The organism is Cetobacterium sp. ZOR0034, assembly GCF_000799075.1.
GTDB lineage: Bacteria > Fusobacteriota > Fusobacteriia > Fusobacteriales > Fusobacteriaceae > Cetobacterium_A.
On record NZ_JTLI01000113.1, the window covers coordinates 11,573 to 33,927 of the forward strand.

The 22,355-nt window shown below is 29.9% G+C and carries 21 protein-coding genes; 12 read left to right on the top strand and 9 right to left on the bottom strand.

Annotation, left to right across the window (positions count from 1 at the left end; genetic code table 11):
- The first annotated feature begins 134 nt into the window (after positions 1 to 134).
- Positions 135 to 908 carry a threonine/serine exporter family protein gene (locus L992_RS12835; RefSeq protein WP_047383884.1) on the top strand — a complete coding sequence of 258 codons (774 nt, stop codon included), beginning with the start codon at positions 135 to 137 and terminating at the stop codon, positions 906 to 908.
- A complete protein-coding gene (locus L992_RS12840; RefSeq protein ID WP_047383883.1) occupies positions 908 to 1,336 on the top strand; it encodes a threonine/serine exporter family protein in 429 nt (142 codons plus the stop codon). Before L992_RS12835 ends, L992_RS12840 begins: the two co-directional genes overlap by 1 nt.
- Here the strand turns inward: L992_RS12840 and L992_RS12845 are convergent.
- On the bottom strand, positions 1,292 to 2,737 hold the full coding sequence (locus L992_RS12845) for a PLP-dependent aminotransferase family protein (protein ID WP_047383881.1): 1,446 nt from the start codon (positions 2,735 to 2,737) through the stop codon (positions 1,292 to 1,294). The genes L992_RS12840 and L992_RS12845 overlap by 45 nt on opposite strands.
- A gap of 151 nt (positions 2,738 to 2,888) precedes the next feature.
- Between L992_RS12845 and L992_RS12850 the strand changes: the two genes are divergently transcribed.
- Both L992_RS12850 and L992_RS12855 read left to right on the top strand, forming a co-directional pair.
- Positions 2,889 to 4,301, top strand: coding sequence for an MATE family efflux transporter (locus tag L992_RS12850; protein WP_052191801.1), 1,413 nt, complete (start codon positions 2,889 to 2,891; stop codon positions 4,299 to 4,301).
- The gene (locus L992_RS12855) at positions 4,258 to 5,598 is read left to right on the top strand and encodes an MATE family efflux transporter (protein ID WP_052191800.1); all 1,341 of its coding nucleotides are present in this window, start codon (positions 4,258 to 4,260) and stop codon (positions 5,596 to 5,598) included. Before L992_RS12850 ends, L992_RS12855 begins: the two co-directional genes overlap by 44 nt.
- Before the next feature lie 36 nt (positions 5,599 to 5,634).
- Here L992_RS12855 and L992_RS12860 read toward each other — a convergent pair whose 3' ends face one another.
- Positions 5,635 to 6,273, bottom strand: coding sequence for a flavodoxin family protein (locus L992_RS12860; RefSeq protein WP_047383879.1), 639 nt, complete (start codon positions 6,271 to 6,273; stop codon positions 5,635 to 5,637).
- A 118-nt stretch (positions 6,274 to 6,391) separates the two neighbouring features.
- Between L992_RS12860 and coaBC the strand changes: the two genes are divergently transcribed.
- From coaBC to L992_RS12880, 4 genes are read left to right on the top strand one after another with little or no spacing between them, the layout of a single operon-like run.
- On the top strand, positions 6,392 to 7,570 hold the full coding sequence (gene coaBC / locus L992_RS12865) for a bifunctional phosphopantothenoylcysteine decarboxylase/phosphopantothenate--cysteine ligase CoaBC (RefSeq protein WP_047383877.1): 1,179 nt from the start codon (positions 6,392 to 6,394) through the stop codon (positions 7,568 to 7,570).
- 31 nt (positions 7,571 to 7,601) lie between these two features.
- Complete coding sequence (locus L992_RS12870) at positions 7,602 to 9,041, top strand: TolC family protein (RefSeq protein ID WP_047383875.1); 1,440 nt, start codon at positions 7,602 to 7,604, stop codon at positions 9,039 to 9,041.
- Entirely contained in the window at positions 9,031 to 10,152 is a 1,122-nt protein-coding gene (locus tag L992_RS12875) for an HlyD family efflux transporter periplasmic adaptor subunit (protein WP_052191799.1), read from the top strand. Before L992_RS12870 ends, L992_RS12875 begins: the two co-directional genes overlap by 11 nt.
- 9 nt (positions 10,153 to 10,161) lie before the next feature.
- Positions 10,162 to 11,634 carry a DHA2 family efflux MFS transporter permease subunit gene (locus L992_RS12880; protein ID WP_047383873.1) on the top strand — a complete coding sequence of 491 codons (1,473 nt, stop codon included), beginning with the start codon at positions 10,162 to 10,164 and terminating at the stop codon, positions 11,632 to 11,634.
- A gap of 28 nt (positions 11,635 to 11,662) precedes the next feature.
- Here L992_RS12880 and L992_RS12885 read toward each other — a convergent pair whose 3' ends face one another.
- Complete coding sequence (locus tag L992_RS12885; protein WP_047383871.1) at positions 11,663 to 12,358, bottom strand: S24 family peptidase; 696 nt, start codon at positions 12,356 to 12,358, stop codon at positions 11,663 to 11,665.
- Positions 12,359 to 12,526: 168 nt separating this feature from the next.
- Between L992_RS12885 and L992_RS13865 the strand changes: the two genes are divergently transcribed.
- The 3 genes from L992_RS13865 to glsA all read left to right on the top strand — a co-directional run bounded on the left by L992_RS13865 (position 12,527) and on the right by glsA (position 14,456).
- Positions 12,527 to 12,658, top strand: a complete 132-nt coding sequence (locus L992_RS13865; RefSeq protein ID WP_255359937.1) for a hypothetical protein — start codon at positions 12,527 to 12,529, stop codon at positions 12,656 to 12,658.
- Between the two features lie 74 nt (positions 12,659 to 12,732).
- Positions 12,733 to 13,413 carry a hypothetical protein gene (locus L992_RS12890; protein ID WP_047383869.1) on the top strand — a complete coding sequence of 227 codons (681 nt, stop codon included), beginning with the start codon at positions 12,733 to 12,735 and terminating at the stop codon, positions 13,411 to 13,413.
- Between the two features lie 128 nt (positions 13,414 to 13,541).
- Positions 13,542 to 14,456 (top strand): glutaminase A, encoded by a 915-nt coding sequence (gene glsA, locus L992_RS12895; protein WP_047383868.1) that lies wholly within the window; start codon positions 13,542 to 13,544, stop codon positions 14,454 to 14,456.
- 31 nt (positions 14,457 to 14,487) lie between these two features.
- On the opposite strand, the gene L992_RS12900 is transcribed toward glsA, so the two are convergent.
- The 6 genes from L992_RS12900 to L992_RS12925 all read right to left on the bottom strand — a co-directional run bounded on the left by L992_RS12900 (position 14,488) and on the right by L992_RS12925 (position 21,406).
- Positions 14,488 to 15,381 (bottom strand): pectinesterase family protein, encoded by an 894-nt coding sequence (locus L992_RS12900; protein WP_052191798.1) that lies wholly within the window; start codon positions 15,379 to 15,381, stop codon positions 14,488 to 14,490.
- A 24-nt stretch (positions 15,382 to 15,405) separates the two neighbouring features.
- On the bottom strand, positions 15,406 to 16,896 hold the full coding sequence (locus L992_RS12905) for a UxaA family hydrolase (protein ID WP_047383867.1): 1,491 nt from the start codon (positions 16,894 to 16,896) through the stop codon (positions 15,406 to 15,408).
- A gap of 32 nt (positions 16,897 to 16,928) precedes the next feature.
- Positions 16,929 to 18,455, bottom strand: a complete 1,527-nt coding sequence (locus L992_RS12910; protein WP_047383865.1) for a glycoside hydrolase family 28 protein — start codon at positions 18,453 to 18,455, stop codon at positions 16,929 to 16,931.
- A gap of 12 nt (positions 18,456 to 18,467) precedes the next feature.
- Positions 18,468 to 19,334 carry a carbohydrate ABC transporter permease gene (locus tag L992_RS12915; protein ID WP_369797087.1) on the bottom strand — a complete coding sequence of 289 codons (867 nt, stop codon included), beginning with the start codon at positions 19,332 to 19,334 and terminating at the stop codon, positions 18,468 to 18,470.
- Positions 19,335 to 19,400: 66 nt separating this feature from the next.
- Positions 19,401 to 20,279, bottom strand: coding sequence for a carbohydrate ABC transporter permease (locus tag L992_RS12920; protein ID WP_047383863.1), 879 nt, complete (start codon positions 20,277 to 20,279; stop codon positions 19,401 to 19,403).
- Positions 20,279 to 21,406: a glycoside hydrolase family 105 protein gene (locus tag L992_RS12925; protein WP_052191797.1), complete on the bottom strand. Its 1,128-nt coding sequence runs from the start codon at positions 21,404 to 21,406 to the stop codon at positions 20,279 to 20,281. The genes L992_RS12920 and L992_RS12925 overlap by 1 nt, the downstream gene beginning before the upstream one ends.
- 231 nt (positions 21,407 to 21,637) lie before the next feature.
- On the opposite strand from L992_RS12925, the gene L992_RS12930 reads away from it, so the two are divergent.
- Positions 21,638 to 22,330, top strand: a complete 693-nt coding sequence (locus L992_RS12930; RefSeq protein WP_047383861.1) for a GntR family transcriptional regulator — start codon at positions 21,638 to 21,640, stop codon at positions 22,328 to 22,330.
- Positions 22,331 to 22,355: the final 25 nt, after the last annotated feature.

Sequence of the window (22,355 nt, forward strand, 5' to 3'; positions counted from 1 at the left end):
TTAATAATACCACAATTAATACTTTATGTCAACAAGTTTTTTTGTTTTTTTTAATAAATGTCTTTATTGCTTTTTCTAAAGTTTAATGCTACTATTAGATATGTTTTAAATTTTTATAATTTATAGGAGATTTTATGCCAAAAAAACAACTAATTTCAGAACATCACGTTCTTCAACTAGCAACTTTCGCCGGAAAAATAGTATTAACTAGCGGTGGAGAAGTTTACCGGGTTGAAGATATTATTTCTCGTATCGGTCAACATTTTAATTTAAAAATTGATTGCTTTGCTACTCTTACTTGTATAATTGTTTCAGGAAAAAATAAAGATGGTGAAATTGTTTCTTTGGTAGAAAGAATCAATTCTAGGTCTTCAAATCTCGATAAAATTCATCAAGTTCATAAGATTATTAAAGAGATTGATTCATACACATTCCTTGAACTGAAAAGATCTTTAGAAGAGATTGACAAGATTAAAGCATATGGCTTTGGAATGAATTTAGCTGCTTCGGCTTTAGGAGCCGCTAGTTTTGTTGTATCTTTTAAAGGTGGAGCAAACGATTTTGCCGCTGCCTTTGTCGCTGGTGCTGGTGTAGCTCTTTTTTCATATATCGTTTCTGGGCTACAATTAAATAGCTTTTTTATAAATCTAATATCTGGAGCTATCTGTGCTCTAGTTTCAAATCTTTTTTATATAAATGGGGTTATTTCTAGTCCATCAATTAGTATAATCTCCTCTTTAATGTTACTCGTTCCAGGAGTCGCTTTTATAAATTCTATTAGAGATATTATAGCAGGTGATTTAATCTCAGGTACATCTAGAGCAACAGAGGTTCTAATGACTGGAGGCGCTATCGCTATCGGAGCTGGACTTGTCACTAAATTATTCTATAACTTTGGAGGGTTTTAATGTTTCTTATAGAGGTTATTTTTGCTTTTTTTATTACAGTTAGCTTTGCTATACTCTTCAACGTTAGAGGAAAATTAATCATGTACTCTGGCATTGGAGGTGCTATCAGTTGGTTTTTCTATCTTTTTTTTACAGAGAAAGGTTATTCATATTCAACTTGCTACCTTCTAGCTACAGCTATAACGGCATTTTATTCTGAAATGATGGCTAAAAAAGTGCAGACTACAGTCCCAACTCTACTTATAGCTGCACTTATTCCTATGGCACCTGGTGGTGGTGTATATTTTACTATGTTACACCTTATACAAAACAGATATCAAGAGTTTATGTTAAAAGGAATGGAAACCTCAATAATTGCTGGTTCTATGGCCCTAGGAATCATCTTAGTTACTACATGTTTTAGAATTTTCCACGTTACAAAGAAGTAATACTTCTTTTAGTATCTTCATCCCTACACTTATTTCTTCTAGGGATGAAGATATGAAACTTAATCTAATTTTACAAACATCTCTTTTATCCTTATAAAATATTGCTCCAGGCAAAAGTGCTACACCTTGCTCTTTACATTTTTGATATAACTTCTCTCCATCAATATTATCTGAAAGTTTTATCCAAATAAAAAAACCACCCTCTGGAATATGCATAATCTCTAAATTTTCAAGATTCTCTAGCAATTTCAGTATAAACTTTTGCTTTTCTCCAAACTCTTTTCTTAATATCTTTAAATGCTCTGCCAATTTATTTTTAACGATAAATTTTTCAAGAATTTTTTGATTTACACCTGACGTTGTCGTATCCAACCCATACTTTATCAAGAGAACTCTCTGAGCAAGCTTTTCAGGAACTATCATAACAGCTAATCCTATCCCAGGCATAAGAATTTTGGAGTATGTTTTTATATATATGACTCTTTCACTTCCTAACTTGTCTAAACTTTTTAAACTTTTTGGTTTTTCATCAGAATAATAAAAATCTGAAAAACTATCATCCTCAACTATATAAAAACTATATTTTTCGGCTAATTTTAAAAGTTTTTTACGTTTTTCTATCGACCATTTAACTCCTGTGGGATTTTGAAAGTTTATACACTCATATATAAAATCTATTTTTTCTTTTTTTAAAATTTCTTCAAACTCTTCTAAATCCCATCCATCATTTTTTATATCCAAAGTCCTTATATTACACCACCCTTTAAAAATATTTAAAGCGTTCGGATAAGTTGGATCTGACAATGCAACAATAGGTTTAGTTTCTTTTGAAAATAATTTTATTACAATATCTAATGCCTGCTGAGTTCCTGATGTAATTTGTATATTTTCCTTCTTAACAAAAATATCCTCTTTTTCAAACTCTTCAGATAAAAGCTCTCTCAAACTTTCAACTCCTTGAACATTTTGATATTGAAAAATATCAGCGCCATACTCAGAAAAAACTTCCTCTAGAAACTTACGATATTCATCTAAAGGAAAATAATTCGAACTTGGTGTTCCGTTAGAAAAATTGATTTTTTTCTCTTTTAAACTTTGACCATATTTGAAACTATCTATTAAAGGCAACTCTTTTTTTTCTACTTTAAATTCACAAATCTCTTGTACATAGCATCCTTTTCCTGAAATTTTCTTTATCAATCCCTTCTCTTCTAGTAGATGATAACTTTGAATAACAGTATTTTGATTTACATCTAGTTTTATTGCAACCTGACGTATTGATGGTAATTTTTCTCCACTCGAAATTTCACCACTCAATATCTGTTTTTTTATGCATTGGTAAAGCTGAATATAAATACTTTCTTTTTTATTTTTATCTATTTTTATCTTTACTTTAGACATAGAAACCCCTCTAAATCTTTATTATGTTACATATATAATACAACTATTTTTCTAAGAATCCAATCACTTATTTATATAGAGATAAAATTGATTTTCTAAAATTTTTAAGCTATAATTAAAGGATGAATTATATTTAAAATGGGGGAATTTTATGAAAGAAAAACACAAAGAGATGGGAGAGCAACCCATTGGAAAACTGCTCGTTAAATTTTCACTTCCAGCTATCATTGGAATGTTCGTCAACGCGTTATACAACATCGTCGATAGAATTTATATCGGGAACATCCCTGAAATTGGCCCTTTAGCCATTGCTGGTGTTGGTGTAGTATTTCCAATTATGATTATTTCAATTGGATTTTGTCTTTTAATTGGTCTCGGTGGTGCTACTAACATCTCAATTGCATTAGGAAAAAAAAGAAAAGATTTAGCAGAAAAATATTTAGGAAATGCTACTTCACTTGCTGTTATCTTCGGTATTATTTTAACCTTTATAATAATATTTTCCATGGATTTATATATTGGTAAACTTGGTACTAGCCCTGCAACTGAACCTTTTGCTAGAGACTACCTTACGATTGTAGCTCTAGGTTTTCCTTTTTTAACTGTTGGATATGCTACAAATGCTGCTGTTAGATCTGATGGTAATCCCAAAATTTCTATGATTACTCTTCTTTTAGGAGCTATCACAAATATTATTCTTGATCCAATTTTTATATTTTGGTTAAATATGGGAGTTAAAGGAGCAGCTTTTGCTACTATAATTTCTCAAATTATTTCAGCTCTATGGACAGTTGGATACTTCACTTCTAAATACAGTGGAATAAAACTTCATTTAAATAATCTAATCTTAGATTGGAAAAGAGTGAAAGATATCTTTATTATAGGTGCTGGGCCATTTGTACTGCAAATTGGTTCTAGTGTTGTTAGCTTTGTTTTAAACAGTACACTTATGAAACATGGTGGAGATGTAGCTGTTGGTGCTATGACTATCGTAAATGCTGTAAATACATTTATTTTTATGCCAATTTTTGGTATAAATCAAGGAGTACAACCCATATTAGGTTTCAACTATGGAGCTAAGCTTTATCATAGAGTTAGGGAAGCCTTCATGCTTGCTGTTAAAGGTGCAGTCACAATATCAGTTATTGGATTTCTTGCAATTCAATTTCTATCTAAATATTTTATCGTTATATTTACTAGCAATCCCGAACTTTTAGATGCCGCTTCTAAAGGTCTTAGAGTTTTTACTCTTATGTTTCCTTTTATAGGATTCCAAATTATAGCTGCGATATATTTCCAAGCCACTGGAAAACCAAAAACTACAATGTTTTTAAGTTTATCAAGACAAGTACTTTTCCTAATACCACTTGTACTTATCTTTTCAAATATATGGGGAGTAAAAGGTGTTTGGATGGCTGTTCCTTGCGCCGATATACTATCTGTTATTGTTACTTTTATTATGACAAAAAAAGAGATGAAAACTCTTAAAATTTTAGAAAATGAAGAGGATATGAGAAAAAATGTCAATACAAACGAATCAATTAGAGAATCAAGCAATCAATAAACTTTTTTATAAATTTGCTATTCCGGCATCTATTGGAATGCTTGTAAATTCACTTTATGTTGTTGCTGATGGAGTTTTTATCTCAAGAGGAATTGGAAGTGTCGGAATAGCCGCGGTTAATATAGGTTATCCTATAATTAATTTAACCGCCGCTTTAAGCTTAATGTTTGGAGCAGGAGGAGCTACTTTAATATCTCTAAAAAGCGATGACCAAACTTTTAAAAACAAATGCTTTACATATACAATTTTTTTAAATCTTATTTTTTATATACTTATAGCATCTTTAGTATTTATATTTCCTAATCAAATTATGAAGTCATTAGGAGCTACAGAATTATTGCTTCCTATGGTTAAAGGCTATATGTATCCTTGTATTATAGCTGCATTTTTCCTAATGTTATCAATATCTTTAAATGCTATTGTTAGAAATGATAATGCTCCTAAAAAAGCCATGAATTCTCTTTTTATTGGAGCTATAACAAATATTGTATTAGATTATATATTTATATTTGTTTTAAAAATGGGGATTGAAGGTGGTGCTTACGCTACTGCAATCGGGCAAATTCTTTCTGCAGTTTACCTTTGTTTACACTTCCCTAACTCAACTTTTAAATTGGATTTTAATCTAAAACATATTGAATGGAAGCTTATGGGTAAGATTTGCTCTCTTGGTTTTTCATCCTTTATTTTAGAGTTTGCAGTTATGGTTATAACAATACTTTTAAATATAACTCTTTCTAAATCTGAAGGGCAAATCGGAGTTGCTGCATACGGAATTATTTCATACTCATTTGTTATTTACAGAATGCTATTCACTGGTCTAGCTCAAGGAATTCAACCTTTAGTTAGTTTCAACTACGGAAGACGTAATTATAGAAGAGTTTTAAAAATATTTAGATATTCGCATAGATTCTGCTTTATTGCAGCTACCATCGCTTTGATTATTGTAAAAATATTTGCCTTAGATGTCGTTAAAATATTTACAACAGAATCTGATCTTTTTGAATATACAACAAAAGGGTTATTCCTATACTCAAGTGCTATTATATTTGTAGGAGCTAATTTCATGAATATATCTTATCTTCAAGCAATGGATAAAGCTCTACTCGCTAATATCATATCTGTTTGTAGAGGCGTTGTTTTCATGGGAATCGGAATTGCTATTCTTCCTAAATTTTTCGGAGTTAATGGAATATGGTTAACACTTCCATTTGCAGATGTTTTAACATTTATTTTAACTCTTATGATTTTCAAAGTTTTTGGAATTAACAAAACTTTAAAAAAATCTGGAATATAAAAAAACTCAGAGCTAATAATTAGCTCTGAGTTTTTTTTATCTTATGAAATGAGTATATTTTTTATTCTCTTTTTCAGGTGGTGCAATCTTATCTTTTGTATAATCTACCATTTTCAATAACCATGCCATATTTTTTCCTAAAACTCTCATTATTTGAGTTCCTTCCTCATCCTGTTCAACTTCTCCAGGTCTTAAACCATGTATTACACTCCAATAATTAGTCGTAGGCATTAGCATTTCTGAATAATTAAGATAATTATTTAACTGATCAAACGTTGGAACTCCACCAGAACGTCTTACTGCAACAACAGAAGCACCAACCTTGTGTCTAAATATTCCCCCATTAACTGACGCAACATAAAAAGCTCTATCTAAAAACGATTTCATTGTAGCACTCATTGCTGCAAAATGAACAGGTGATCCTAATAAAACCCCATCCGCTTCCTTTATTTTTTGAACCCACTCATTCACATATACATCATCTTGTAAAACACATTTTTCATTTCTATTTTTTGCACATCCATTGCAACCTACACAACCTCTTATGTTCTTATTTCCTACATGAACTATTTCTACTTCTATCCCTTCATTTTGTAACTCTTCTGCAACCATTTTTAATGCAAAGTATGTATTTCCCTTCTCTCTTGGACTTCCATTAAACGCAACTACCTTCATAAAGACCTCCTTTTTTTATTATAATCTTAATTATATAACAATTTCTATTTTTTTTCAGCTTAAAATAGTGTAATATATAAAAATAATGTAATTTTCTTTAATTCAGGAGGATAAATTTATGAAAAATATTTTAATTGGTGTAACTGGTGGAATTGCTGCCTATAAATCAGCTAATATTATATCTATTTTAAGAAAAAAAGGATACAACGTTAAAGTCATTATGACTGAAAGCGCAACTAATATAATCACACCTCAAACTCTAGAAACTCTTTCTAGAAATAGAGTTGTAACTGACATGTGGGAGAGAAATCATCAAATTGAAGTAGAACATATCTCTTTAGCTGATTGGGCTGACGTTTTTTTGATTGCCCCTGCAACATATAACATTGTTGGAAAAGTAGCCAATGGGATTGCTGACGATATGCTCTCTACAGTTATTTCAGCTTGCAGAAAGCCTGTATATTTTGCTTTAGCTATGAATGTAAACATGTATGAAAATCCCATTTTAAAAGCTAATATAAAAAAACTAGAAAATCTAGGATATAAATTCATAGAATCTGACGAAGGATTTTTAGCTTGTAACGTTAATGCCAAAGGAAGATTAAAAAATGAATTAGAAATTGTTGAAATAATTGAAAATGATATTTTATCTCCACTACCTAAAGTTTTGAAAGGAAAAAAAGTTCTTATCACAGCTGGAAGAACAGAGGAAGCTTTAGATCCTATAAGATATTTTTCTAATAGATCTAGTGGACAAATGGGATACTCTTTAGCTAAAGTAGCTATAGAGTTAGGTGCCGATGTTACCTTAGTTTCTGGTCCTACCAATCTTGAGATTCCACATGGTTTAAAAGAGTTTGTGAGGGTAAGAAGCGCAGTTAATATGTTTGATGCTGTTATGGAAAGATTTGATACTCAAGATATCGGAATAGCTTGTGCTGCTGTTGCTGATTATAGACCAAAAGATTATTCTGAACAAAAAATAAAAAAAGCAGATGGTGAATTAACAATTGTTCTAGAAAGAAATCCTGATATTCTTTTTAATATGGGACAAAAAAAGAAAAATCAAATTCTTGTTGGATTTGCAGCAGAAACAGAAAATATAATTGAAAATGCAAATAAAAAGTTGATTAAAAAAAATCTAAATCTAATAGTTGCTAACAATGCTGAAAATATGCAAAAATCTACAAATAGTATTCAAATTATAAAAAAGAATGGTGAAAATATAATTTTTGATGAACAGCCTAAAGCTGAAATTGCAAAACATATCTTTAATGAAATTCTTAAAGAGTTATAATATTTAGTTTTTTAATTTGGGGGGATTTTTTATGAAAAACTACATTTTCATATTTACATTAACTCTGACTTTAATTGGGTGTATCGGAATCCCAGAAATAAAAGAAAGTCAGATTAGAGATTTAAAGAAAGATAGTCTTAAAACTAATTCTCATGAAGTATTTTTCTCTAAAAAATGGTGGCTATATACTAATGATAATACTTTAATCCAACTAATAGATGAAGTTTTATTAAAAAACTCTCAAATAAAAGTTGCAAAACTTAATGTAGAAAAAGCCTTATACACACTAAACTCTACAAAATTTTCAAATGTATCCCCAATTGCTATCAGCGGAAATTATAATAGAGCACGTCTAGATACATCAGTTTATACTGATCTTCCAATAAAAGATATTAAAAATAGTGAAACTATAGATACTGGTATTTTATCTTTAAATGCCGAATATATTTTCGATATTTGGGGAAAATTTGAAGCATTAAAAAATAGAGCTGAGTACTTTAAAGATGGAAATGAACTTCAACTCGATTGGACCACTTTAACTCTTTCAACTTTTGTTAGTAATTTATACGCTAACTATATTTTGCTTTCAAAAGAAGAGCAAATTCTAAATGAAAGACTACTTATTGCCAAAGATTTTATATCTTTCGAAACAACTCTTTATTCTACCGGAGCCGCAAATAGATCCTCTATTTTAGAGTCCAAAAATTATCTAAATAATATCATTCAATCACTAAATAGTACTGCTCAACAAAAAACAATTATACAAAATACTCTCTACTCTTTAGTTGGTGAAATAAAATCAGAAAAAATAGATATTGCTCTAAATACAATTGAAAAAGAAGTATTTAATTTTCCATTTTTTATAACTACACCTGAATTTATTGATTCTGATGTGATTATCAATAGATCCGATGTTAAATATTACCTTACTTTAATCTCTGGACAAAAAGAAAATTTAAAAGCTTTAACAGCTGATTTTTATCCTAGAATATCTATAAGTGGACAATATCAATATTATAGTCTCAATATACAGGATTTATTAAAATCTGAAACCAATTTATGGAATATAGGTCCAAGTTTCTATCTTCCACTATTTAATAGAAGAATACTAAAAGAAAACTATAAGATTGCTGGAATTGATTTAAATATCTTCATCGAAAATTATAATAACAACGTTATCAGGGCTTATCAAGATATTAATAACAACTTGAATGACCTTAAGATTGCAAATAATAATAACAACCTACAGAAAAAAAATTATAATAATTCAAAAACTAATTATGAGGATGCTAAATTACTTTTTAAAATTGGTCGTATGTCTAAATACGAACTTCTCAAATGTGAAAACGATTTACTAAGTGCTAAGTTCAATTATATTTTGAACAGTTTCAATCTTTATCAAAGTCAAATAAAACTAGTAGAATCCTTAGGTGGTTACTATGAAAATAAAGGTGATATAAATGGAAATTAAAAATAATGTTAAAGCTTATAAAAAAATCTCACTTTTTCTTACGGCTATATTTTCTTTTAGTATTTTATATTTTATTTATTACTCTCTTTTTTTAAGAAACTATATAAAAACTGAGAATTCTTATATTGCAGGAAATCAAGTTACAGTTACTGCTCAAATCCAAGGTATTATAAAGGAGATTTCCGCTGAGGAAACACAGCCTATAGTTTCTAACTCATCAATCATCAAGATAGATCCGATAGATTATCAGATTGCATTAAATAACTCAAAAGCTAATTTAGCTAATGCAGTAAGAGAATATTATAGTCTACAAAATAATATTGTATTAAAATCAGAAGCACTCAAAACAGCTGAAGCAAATCTAAATATAGCATATAAAACTCTGCAGAGAGAAGAGATTTCTAACAAAGCTGGAATTACAAGTAAAGAGGATTTTGATTTAGCTGCTTTTAAATATACAAGTAGTAAAAACAGCTACGAACAAAGTTTAATAAATTTGAATAATAGTAAACTTCAAGCTTTAAGCTCAAATATTTACTCTCATCCTAAAGTTATTATTGCTATTCAAGATTTAAAAAAGAGTTTCTATGACTTAAAAAAAACTAATATCTCATCACCTATTTCTGGAATTATAGCACAAAAGCAAGTAGAAATTGGACAACAAGTCTCTGTAGGGCAACCTCTAGTTACTGTTATAAATCTAACTAAAACTTGGGTTACTGCAAACTTTAAAGAAACACAACTAGAAAATATAAAGTTAGGAAATAGCGTAGAGATAAAAAGTGATTTGAATGGAAAATTCTATAAAGGGGTAGTCACTGGAATTGCTCCTGGTTCTGGAAGTTCACTTTCTTTGATTCCCACTCAAAATGCTACTGGAAACTGGATTAAAGTGGTTCAAAGAGTTCCTGTGCGAATAGATTTTTATGAAAATTCACTGGAGGAAAATGGCCTACTACCTATTGGAACTAGTTTAAATATAAAAATAGATACATCTAAAATAATTGACTTTGATCCTTTATTTTCAGATCAAAAATTATTGATTGAAGATGATCATTCTGAAGAGTTGGATACACTTATTAAAAAAATCATTGAAGAAAATAGTATCTAGGAGGAACTCATGAATGCATCTATCATTTTTGCTACTATTGCTTTAGCTATAGGTTCCTTTATGAATGTACTTGATATGACTATAGTAAATGTTTCCTTAAGTCATATCGCTGGTGACTTTGGTGTAACAGCCACTCAAGGTACTTGGATTATTACATCATATGCTGTAGCTGAAGCCATATTTTTACCACTTATTGGTTGGTTAACTAAACGATTTGGTATTATTAGACAATATATTACGGCAACACTTCTTTTTACTTTAGCTAGTATGCTTTGTGGTTTAAGTCTATCTCTGGACTTTCTTCTGATTATGAGAGTTTTTCAAGGAATTGTTGGCGCTAGCATGATTCCACTCTCTCAAACTCTTATGTTAAAATTATATCCTAAAGAAAAAAAAGGAATTGCTCTTGGTATATGGTCAATGACTATAGTTTTAGCTCCTGTTATTGGACCAGTCTTAGGAGGATGGGTTACTGATACTGCCTCTTGGAGATGGTGCTTTTATATAAATCTTCCCTTTGGAATTCTATCTAGCTTAATTGTCTACTATATATTTAAAAATGAAATTCCAAAAGAAACCACTGCAAAGGAACCGGTTGATTTTATAGGATTTATCTTTTTAGCTTTTGGAGTTGGAGCACTACAACTGATGCTAGACAAAGGGAATGATCTAGATTGGTTTTCAAGCCCGACAATTGTAATTCTTGCCTTACTCTCTTTTATTTGTCTAACTATTTTAATAATCTGGGAGTGGTATCATAAAAATCCAGTTGTTAATATTAAACTTTTTTTAGATAGAAATTTTTGTGTCGGATCATTTACATTGATGTTTTCTGTTCTAGCTTATTTTAGTGGAGTTGTTGTCATTCCTATATGGCTACAAAACTATATGGGATACACTGCTTTTATGAGTGGACGAACAACTTGTACTCTCGGTATTGCAATTCTTATTGTTGCACCTATTTTAGGAAAAAAAATAGATTACCTTGATGCTAGAAAAACGGCTGCTTTTGGATTTTTAGTTTTAGGTCTCACAACTTTTTGGACTGCTAACTACTCACCTACGGTCACCTCAGAATATATCAGTTTTACTAGATTTTTAAATGGTTTTGGAGTTGGTATATTTTTTATCTCTCTAAACACGTTGACTCTTTCGAATATAAGTAGTGAAAACCTTGCTAGTGCATCCGGTATTTATAATTTTATGAGGAATATTGGAAGTAGTTTAGGAACATCTCTTGTTATTCCTGCTTGGAATCACACGATGGCATTTCACCACAATATGATGGCTAGCTCAATAGTTTCTACAAATCCTAAGATAGATAAAAGTTTAATAAAATCTGCGGAATATTTAAGTAATATTAATAACGAAGTTCAATTTCAATCATCTATCATGGGAATTAATGATATTTTAATTGGAAGTGCAATTATAGCTATTGTCTTAATTCCTTTTGTATTTTTAGCAAAATCAACTAAAAAATAAATAGCAAAAGCACTAGAATTTTTTAATCCTAGTGCTTTCTTCTACTCTCTATAACTGCTCCATGACATTTTAAATATTCTAAGTCTTCTCCTGATATAACTATATCAGAATATCTCTTTTTATCCAAATTGTCTGAAGTTAGCCTTATCTCATCTCTTTTTATTTTAACTCTTTTTATATATGTTTGGTCATGGTAATTTAAAACACAAACTTTCCCATCTATACTTTCTATCTCCTTCTTCAACGGATTAATAATTACTAAATCACCATCCGAAAGTGTGGGAAACATCGAATCACCACTTACTTCTACCATAAAAGCATTCTTAGGAACACCTGTATTTGGAATAGAAGTTAGCAACTCCATTCTTGTGTTATCTTCGAAATTTGCATGTCCTAAACCTGCCGCAGCTTTTCCAAGGACAGGTAATGAGATTATCTGTGCTTTCTTTTCCTCTTTTAATACTACAGATTCCTCTAATTTCTTTTTTATTAAATCTGGAGTTCTATCATAAGCAATAACATACCTTATCTCATCAGCCTCTTTTTCTGAAGATATAAATTTTTCTATAAATCTCTCTATAAAATCATCCTTTGGAATCCTAATTCCTTTACGGTAATGTCCGACTACAGATAGAGAAGATTCCGTTTGCTTTGCTACATACTCTAAGGTATAATTATTTTTTATCATAAATTTTTCTAAATAAATACCGAATCTTGTCTTCACTTCTTCCTCCCATCGCTCTTTTTTATCATTATACTATTTTTCTACAAAAATGTAAAAAAATATTTGATTTTTTTTCTACATTAAAGTATAATTCTATTAGATAATTTTTATATTTTTTTATTTTTCACTTGTACAATTATGTAGAAGAATCTAAGGAGGGGAATTTTAATGAGATTTAAAAGAGTTTCTAATCACTTTTGGAGAGTTGAATCTAATGGTATTCTTATTGTTGGAACTTGGGAGCAATGTCAAAAAGAGCTTCATAATTTATGCTTAGATAAATATCTTTTAAAAAATTAATATTCTTTATCTAGAGATTAAATAAACTTTGTTATATAATATAAAGTAAACTAAATTTAATCTTGGAGGTTTTTATGATTTTTGGTGAAAAAATTAAAATCAATTTTGAAAATATAGAGAACGGAACTAAGCTAACTATTTCAAATTTTCCAAAAGGAGTTACTATTACAGCTTTAGATTTTGGAAAAGATTTAGCTAAAAGGACTATGGAAGGATATTCTCCAAATCCACTTGAAGAGATTGATGTTATATCTGGTATAAGTGAAGAAACTACTACTGGTGAAGATATCACTTTCATATATACTCACGGAGATTTTATCTCTAGTATAATTCTTGTTGGAGCTCTTTGTAAAAAACTTCTTCAGTCTATTCCAACTGTCACTCCTCTTGAAATTGGCGGAATTTTCCATGGAGAAAAAAATGAAGCCTATATCAGAGTTGCTATTCAAAAGATGGTTATTACAAATGATGCACTTGGAAGCTCTCTTGAAATAAATCTTCCTTTCAATACAAACATGAATCTATTTAAAAATAGATTTTCTAATATAGCTTTCTCTTTAATTCCAGAAGTTCAAGCTATACAATTTGGACTTGGAACTGCAATATCTAAAAAAGCTAACTCTAATTTAGGTACAATCCCTAAAAGAGTAGAGGTTTCTTTTGCCCCTCATGAAGAAAGTAAAATTCCTGCTTTAGCTCTTGTTTACGATATAGTTTTTGAAAGTCTAGCAGTATTTACTTTAGTTAATTTATAAATATTTTATTATATAATAAACAAATTTTACTGTATTTTCATATTGAAAGAATATATTTTACTTCTTATTCATAATAAAGGTATTATAATCATATATATCGTTAAAATACAGTACTTTAGGAGGAAAAAATGCAAAAACTTCTTAATGATTTAATTGAAAAACATAGAGTAATCACAGAACAAGGAAAAGTAGCAAGCTATATACCTGAATTAGAAAAATCTAACCCTAGGGATCTAGGAATATATGTCTTAGATAATGATGGGAATGAGTATTTTGCAGGTGATTATAATGTTAAATTTACTGTTCAAAGCATATCTAAAGTTGTAGCTTTAATGTTAGCTATTTTAGATAATGGCGAGGAATATGTTTTCTCTAAAGTTGGAATGGACCCTAGTGGTGATCCATTTAATTCGTTTAGAAAACTTGAGACTTCTAGTAGAAGAAAACCATATAATCCAATGATAAATGCTGGTGCTATCGTTGTTTCTTCTATGATAAAAGGTGATGATGCTAAGCACAGATTCAACAGGCTTCTTGAATTTTTTAAAAAAATAACGGAAGACCCAACTTTAGAATTAAATCCAAAAGTCTATTTAAGTGAAGCTGAAACGGGAAATAAAAATAGAGCTATGGGTTATTACTTAAAAGCTGAAGGAATAATCACTGGAAATGTTGAGGATGCTTTAGAAATATATTTCAAGCAATGCTCGATTGATGTTACAGCTAAAACAATTGCTAAATTAGGATTATTCTTAGCTAATGAAGGTAAACTATCTAATGGTGAACAAGTCGTTTCAGAGCGTGTAAGTAGAATAGTTAAAACTCTTATGGTTACATGTGGAATGTATGATAACTCTGGTGAGTTTGCCGTTAGAGTTGGATTGCCTTCTAAAAGTGGTGTTGGTGGTGGAATTGTATCAGTTGTTCCCCATAAAATGGGAATTGGAGTATATTCACCATCTCTAGATCAAAAAGGAAATCCTATAGCTGGAGTTTCTCTACTAGAAGAGCTTTGTTCTGAACTTAAATGTAGAATATTTTAAAAAAATGGATGGACCATAGTGTCCATCCATTTTAAATATCCCAGTCTTTAAATATACTTTTTTTACTATAACTTTCTAAATTTTTTTCTTCTAACAACCTTCTTTTAGAGTTTAAAATATTTCCTTCACCTCTGTTGTTATATTCAAAGAATCTTGCATCATCAGGAGAAAATCCAGACATCGAATCCCATCCTAAATCTCTTATATGACCTCCTAAGTTTGAGTTCATAACCACAGCACTTGGATTATATCCCTCTCTTTTCCCAGGATGCCAAGGTCTTCCTATAAAAATAGTATTTTTTTCTCCATCACTTACAAAGTTACAATTATCAAATATATATCCAATCTCTTCTGTTTCTAATGTTGAAGGTGCCATTACATACCCTACACCAGTTTCTCTAGGTATCGAATATATTTCACAATTTTCAAAGTAAGCATGTGCTCCTCCAAATATAAAATCAACATTTCCTTCTATATAGCTATCCCTATAATACTGTCTTCCCCTATTTGCATAAAGAGTATCTTGAAAACCTAAAAAATCACACTCTTCAAAATAAGATTGATCTGCATCATTTTTTAGGGCTACTGCTTGCTTATTTTTTAAATCTGAATTTGGATAATCAAACTCATTTTTAAAAACTATTTTTTTAGCTGTGAATCCCTTTCCATTTTCAGTTATTGTCACAGATGCACTTCCTGTAGTTCCGTATGTTTTTTCTGGATTTTCCCTCATTATTGTTCCTGAAGCATCATCCCAAACCAAAATTACCTTTCCTCTTTCTTCACCAATCAAAGTAATATTTGGCTTATCAATAACAATTTTCTCTCTGTATATACCATTTTTTAAATATATTGTTGCTTGTTCTTGTTGAATGTTATTTATTACATTTTGAAGACTATAACTATCATCGATCTGTATTAACACTTTATCACATCCCACATCTTTTATTTAAAGAGTTACTCCATTTTTAAAAATAGCAATCTCTTTAAAATTATTTAATTCGTTATTAGTTTTTTTCCCCTCAACAACATCGACTATATAATCTATAAACTCATCCGCTAGATTTTTCATAGTGACATCCTCATTTAGTAATTTTCCAGCATCAAAATCTATCCATTTTGGCTTCTTTTTAGCTAATTCACTATTTGTTGATATTTTTACCGTTGGAATAAATCCACCATAAGGTGTTCCTCTTCCTGTTGTAAATAACACAATATGAGATCCTGCAGCTCCTAAAGCTGTAGTTGCTACTAAATCATTTCCTGGAGCCTCTAATAAAATAAGACCTCTTTCTTTTACAACTTCACCATATTTTAAAACATCTTGAACTTTTGAAATACCAGATTTTTGAGTACACCCCAAAGATTTATCTTCTAGTGTTGTAATTCCGCCCTCTTTATTTCCTGGTGATGGATTCTCATAAATACATTGATCATATGATATGAAATATTTTTTAAAATTGTTAACCATATCTACAGTTTTATTAAAAACATTCTCTGTCACACATCTTTCCATGAGTAAAGTCTCCGCTCCAAACATCTCTGGAACCTCTGTCAATATAGTAGTTCCATTATGTTCTACTAGATAATCTGAAAACTCTCCTACAAGAGGATTAGCTGTAATTCCAGAGAAACCATCAGACCCTCCACACTCAAGTCCAATCACTAGTTCTCCAAACTCTTTCTCAACTCTTTCCTCTGATAAAATATTATCATATAACTCTTTTAGCAATTTTATTCCATCTTCAATCTCATCTTCAACATCTTGAGCTATTAAAAATCTAACTCTAGTAGAATCATACTCTCCTAAAGTTTCTTTAAACTCCTTCACCTGGTTATTTTCACATCCCAATCCAAGAACTAATACTCCTCCTGCATTTGGATGTTTGACTATATTTTGTAAAATTGTTCTAGTGTTGATGTGATCCTCCCCAAGTTGAGAACAACCGTAATTATGTTTGAAAATATTTAAGCCATCAAGACTCGATATATCAAATTTTTTCTTAAACTCATTTATTATATTCTCTCCAACTCCATTCACACAACCAACTGTTGGAACTATCCACAATTCATTTCTAATACCAATTTTATTATTTTTTCTTGAGTAAACCTTCACTTTTCTAGATTTATTTTTTTCTAAATCAAAATCATTTAAATTAGAATATGAGTATGTATCTAAATCACTCAGATTTGTTTTCAAATTATGAGTATGAATCCATTCACCAAGTTCTATTTTTTTTAAACTGTGACCTATAGGCATCCCATATTTTATTATATTTTTTCCACTTTCAATAGTTTCTATCGAAAATTTATGACCTTTTTTTATGTCCTCTTTTATCTCTATTTTTTTTCCATCTATCTCTACATTTTCGCCCTTAGAAATAAAACATAAGGCAACACCTACATTATCTTTTTTATTAATTTTTATATACTTTTTCATATTGCCCCTCTTTTAAAGCGTTTAATTTTATCTTAATCTCTTATTTTCTGTCCAGTATTACCTGTTATTTCCACATTTTCAAAAATTATATTTTCTGAATTCTTTATAATAAATCCTGCTTTAACCTCTTTTTCAATAAAAGACATCATAGCTGGATAATCCTCTTCAATTTCATCTTCTGTAAACTTGATATTGATATTTTTAAACTTTATATTCTCAATAGGTTTTTCCGGTAGTCCATATAAAAATCCGGCACAAACCTCTGTATTTTCACATTCAATATTTTCAAAAACTAAATTTTTTATATGTGGAGTCCCTTTATCTATTGGTAATTTTTCCTTTGAATAAACATACTCCGTCTTTCCATCCGGATCACAAAAATAAAATGAATTAAATACAAACGGCACTTTCACTTTATCCATGTATACATCTCTCACTGTTATTCCATCAACTACCCCAGTTTCTCCTCTTCCTCTTCTAGTTTTCACCCTAATTCCTTTGTCAGTTTTATAAAAAATACATTTCTCAATCACTATATTTTTTACTCCTCCAGACATCTCGCTTCCTATTACAACTCCTCCATGTCCATATTTCATATGGCAGTGCTTTATTATAAAGTTCTCTGATGGAGTTTTCAATTTTTCACCTAAATATAATTTTCCAGATTTTATAGCTATACAGTCATCTCCTACAGAAAAATCTATTCCTAGATATTCAACATTTTTACAAGATTCTGGATCTATTCCATCTGTATTTGGTGAATCAGCTGGATTTTCTATTTTTAAATTTATGAATCTTAAATTCTCACAAAAGAAAGGATGAACCGTCCATGAAGGCGAATTCTTTATTGTTATTCCCTCTAATACAACATCTTTACAGCTATTTAAAAATATTGATCTTGGTCTCCAAGCTCCTCTTCTAACTTTTGGATTTTCCCACCAATTCTCTTTAGAAGCTTGCCCATCAATAATACCTTCGCCCAATATTTTTACATTCTGAACATTGATTCCTGTTATTATAGAAGAGAAACTATCTAATGGATTTCCCTCCCAAGTTCCTAAATAGTATTCTTCATCTTTTTCATTTTCAATAAATCCTGGTAAAATTCCAAAATTTTTTCTTACTGTGTCTCCTAAAATTTGAGCACCTCTAGCTAATTCTATAGTTATATCACTTTTTAAAAATAGAGATGTAACTAAATATTTTCCTGCAGGAATAAAAACTCTTCCATTTTTAGGACAAGACATAATTGCTGTTTGTAAAGGAAGAGTATCATTTGATACTCCATCCCCTTTAACACCAAATTTTTTAACGTTAAGAGTAAAACTCTCAATCGCTGTTTTGAACTCTTTCGTTAGAACTTGATTATCTTCTTCAAAAATTTCTAAAATATAGTTCGTATCTGGTTCTAAATTGTAAATACTGTTTACCACTTTTTCAACTGTAAAGATTCTATCTCCAATTTTTGCAGTTAATTTTCTTTTTAAATAAAATTTATCCTCGTTATCTATTACAAATGTTATACTTCTTGAATTTATTAGAGCTATATTTATGTTCATACTTCTCCCCTTTTATCCTTTTACTCCTCCAGCAGATATTCCATCAACAAAGTGTCTTTGTGCAGCAAAGAATACAAGCAATGAAGGTGTTAATCCTATTATTGACATAGCTAAAATCTGATTCCAGTTCACGTTACTACTTACATCCATAGACATTTTTAGTGCAAGTGCTACTGGGTATTTCTCTACACTTGATAAATAGATTAAAGGTCCCATAAAATCATTCATCGTCCACATAAATTGGAATAAAGCTACAGAGATTATTGCTGGTTTTAACATTGGAACCATAATATAAACCAATGTTTGTAAAGGGTTACATCCATCTACACAAGCAGCCTCTTCTATCTCTTTAGGCAATCCTCTGATAAACTGTATAAGCATAAATACGAAGAATGTATCTGTTGCAAATGCTGCTGGTACAAATAGCGGTAAATATGTATCAAGCCATCCAAAGTTTTTATACATCAAAAATTGTGGAATTCTTAAAACAACATTTGGAAGCAATAGTGTTGAAATTAAAATTCCAAATAAAATCTTCTTTCCTGGAAACTTAAATCTTGCAAAACCATAGGCAGTCAAAACAGCTGAAATTATTGTTAAAACAACTTTTGGAATTACAATTTTAAATGTGTTTAAAAAATATGTTGCAAATGTATATTCCGTTGATGTTTTCCATCCGTTTACATATCCTGTGAAATCAAATTTAAAATCTTTTGGAATAAAACCTATGCTTGTAAATATATCCGCATTTGTTTTGAATGATGCTCCTAATAACCAAATTAAAGGATAAAGCATTGCAATTCCAACTACAGCTAATATTGTGTATCTCATCCCTAACTTCATTGTTGCTATAATTACTCTTTTCTTTGCTCTAGCCAAATTTTCTTTTCTTATCTCTTCTGTTATGCTTCCTGTTGATACATTTTTATTAATATTTTCCATTTTTTACTCCTCCCCACTATCAGAGTAGTGTACCCAATATTTTTGACTTCTAAACGAAAATAGTGTAAACACCATAATTATCATAAATAATATCCACGATATAGCCGATGCATATCCCATTTGATAATAATTAAATGCATTGTCATATATTAATAGTGGTAATAGTTTAGTTGAATTTAGTGGTCCTCCTCCTGTTATTATGTATGGCCCATTAAACTCTTGGAAGGCTTGAATTAATTGCATTATGAAGTTAAAGAATATAACTGGAGAAATCATAGGAATAGTTATGTGGAAGAACATCATCGTTTTTGATGCCCCTTCAATTCTTGCAGATTCATATAACTCTTCTGGAATATTCTTCAATGCAGCTAAGAAAATTACCATTGCTGATCCAAATTGCCAAGCTCTTAAAAGACTAACTGTGAATAGAGCATACTTAGGATCCCCTAACCATGATATTGATTCAAATCCTAGTGATCCTATTATTATATTTATCAATCCTTGATCCGAAAATAGAAATCTCCACAAAACAGCAATTGCCACACTTCCACCTAAAATCGATGGAATATAGTAAGCTGTTCTAAAGAAATTTATCCCTTTTAATTTATAGTTAAGTATATTTGCTATAAATAGTGCAAACGCAAGTTTTATTGGAACTGTTATAAATACATATTTCAATGTATTAGATAAAGTTTTTATAAATAATGGATCATTGAAAAGCTTAATATAGTTTGAAAGCCCTATAAATTTTGGAGCACTTAATAGGTTATAATTAGTGAAACTTAACCATAATGAAGATATAAATGGATAAGCTGTAAATACTAAAAATCCTATTATCCAAGGTGCTATAAATAAATATCCATTCATTTTTTTGCTTCTCATTATTCATCACATCCCTTTATTTTATCTAGGTATAAATATTCACTATATGCCATCAAGAATATTCCACTACCTTTAACATCATCTTTTACAACTGGCTCTGAAAGATAATATTCATAACTTCCATCTCTCTCTTCTCCTCCAAATCCACCTAGTCCTGCAACTAAACATATTCCACCTAATGTCAATTTACCATCATCTTTTTCCTCTAGATACTCTTTGCAAATTCCCTCAAAAGATTTTTTTCCTATTTCAGCATATTTTTCACTGATATACCCTAATCTTGCTCCCTTCATCATAGAATAAGCAATCATTAGACTTCCTGAAGTTTCCAAATAATTTCCTTTTTCAGTTTGCTTATCAACAACCTGATACCACATATCTTTTTCTAAATCTCTATATTGATCTATTCCTCTTATAGCTTCTTTAAATAGAATTTGAAGTCCTCTATATTCATTAAATATTTCTTCTGACATATATTCAAGAGTATCTACCATCGCCATTAAATGCCATCCAATTGCTCTCAACCAGAAATTTTTAGAAAGCCCTGTTTCCGGAACAATCCAACTACATTTTTTTGCAGTATCCCACCCATGATAATGAAGTTTTTTATTTTCATCAAACATATTTTCTCTAACATTTACAAAATGTTTAAATATATCTGAGTAATTTCTTTTTCCATTAAATTCCGTTTCATATCTTATATAAAATGGTTCAACCATATATAATCCATCTAACCAAACTTGATTTTCATATCTTTTTTTGTGCCAAAAATTTCCTTGAGCAACTCTTGGATGATCTAATATCTGATCATGAAGTTTCTCAATAGCCTTTCTATACTTTTCATCTCCTGTAAACTTATAAACATCAAATAAAACTTTCCCCGCATTTATATTATCTATATTAAATTCTGTTTTTTCATAACCTTTTATAACTCCATTTTCCCCAATAAATACATTCAGATAGTTATAAATAAAATCTAAATATTTTTTATTCTCTGTAGCTTTATATAGTAACATTGCCCCCTGTAATAGACATCCGTCTTCATAACACCACTTCCCTTTATAGGGTTCATAGCTTTCTAAATAATCAGCAATGTACTTTTCTGACCTTGATTTTATACAATCCATTATGTTACCTCCCATAATTATTTTACACTAGTATCCTAGTAAACATTTTGAAAAAAGTCAAGACTTTTTTATTTTAAAAAAGGTTTTTTTGTTTTTATATGGAAACTTATGTCTCTTTAATGTAAAACATTCGTTGTAAACAGATTGTTTTTATGTTTATTAATATTTTGCACATTTTAATATTTCTGGTATAATAAATTAGAATATAAAGGAATCTTCCGGAGGTGTGTTTTGAATTTATCAAAAGTTAATCGTCAATTTGGCGAAAATACAAAAAACTTTATATATAGAGTTTTAAAAACAAATATAATGATCCTTAATATAAAACCAGGAACTGGAATTAGTGAATCTGATATTGGTGAAACTCTAGGAGTTAGTCGAACTCCTATAAGAGAATCTGTTGTTAAACTTTCAGAAGAAAGACTTATGGATGTTTATCCTCAAAAAGGATCTTTTGTTTCTTACATAGATTTGAAGCTAGTTGAAGAAGCATTTTTTATGAGAAAAATTGTTGAAAGAGAGGTATTAAAATTAGCTACTCTCAATTTCTCTTCTCAAGCTATTAAAGAGCTCGAAAAAAATCTAAAATTTCAAAATATTATTGCTCAAATCGAAGAGGATCACACAGAACTATTCTTTTTAGATAATGAATTCCACAGAATTATCTATAAAGAGGTGGGAAAAGAAAGAGTTTGGGAAGCTGTTCAATCTTTGAGTACACACTACGATCGTGTTAGATTTTTAGATGCGATTGAAAAAACAAATCTTGTTCCTACGCTTGACCAACATAAAGAGATTATCAATATTATTAAAAATGGTGAAACTGATAAAGTTGATGCTATGATTGATAAACATCTCTCAAACTTTAAAAATAAAATTGGATATCTTATAGAAAAATATCCAGATTATTTTCTAAAAAATTAAAAAAATCCGCAAATTAAGCGGATTT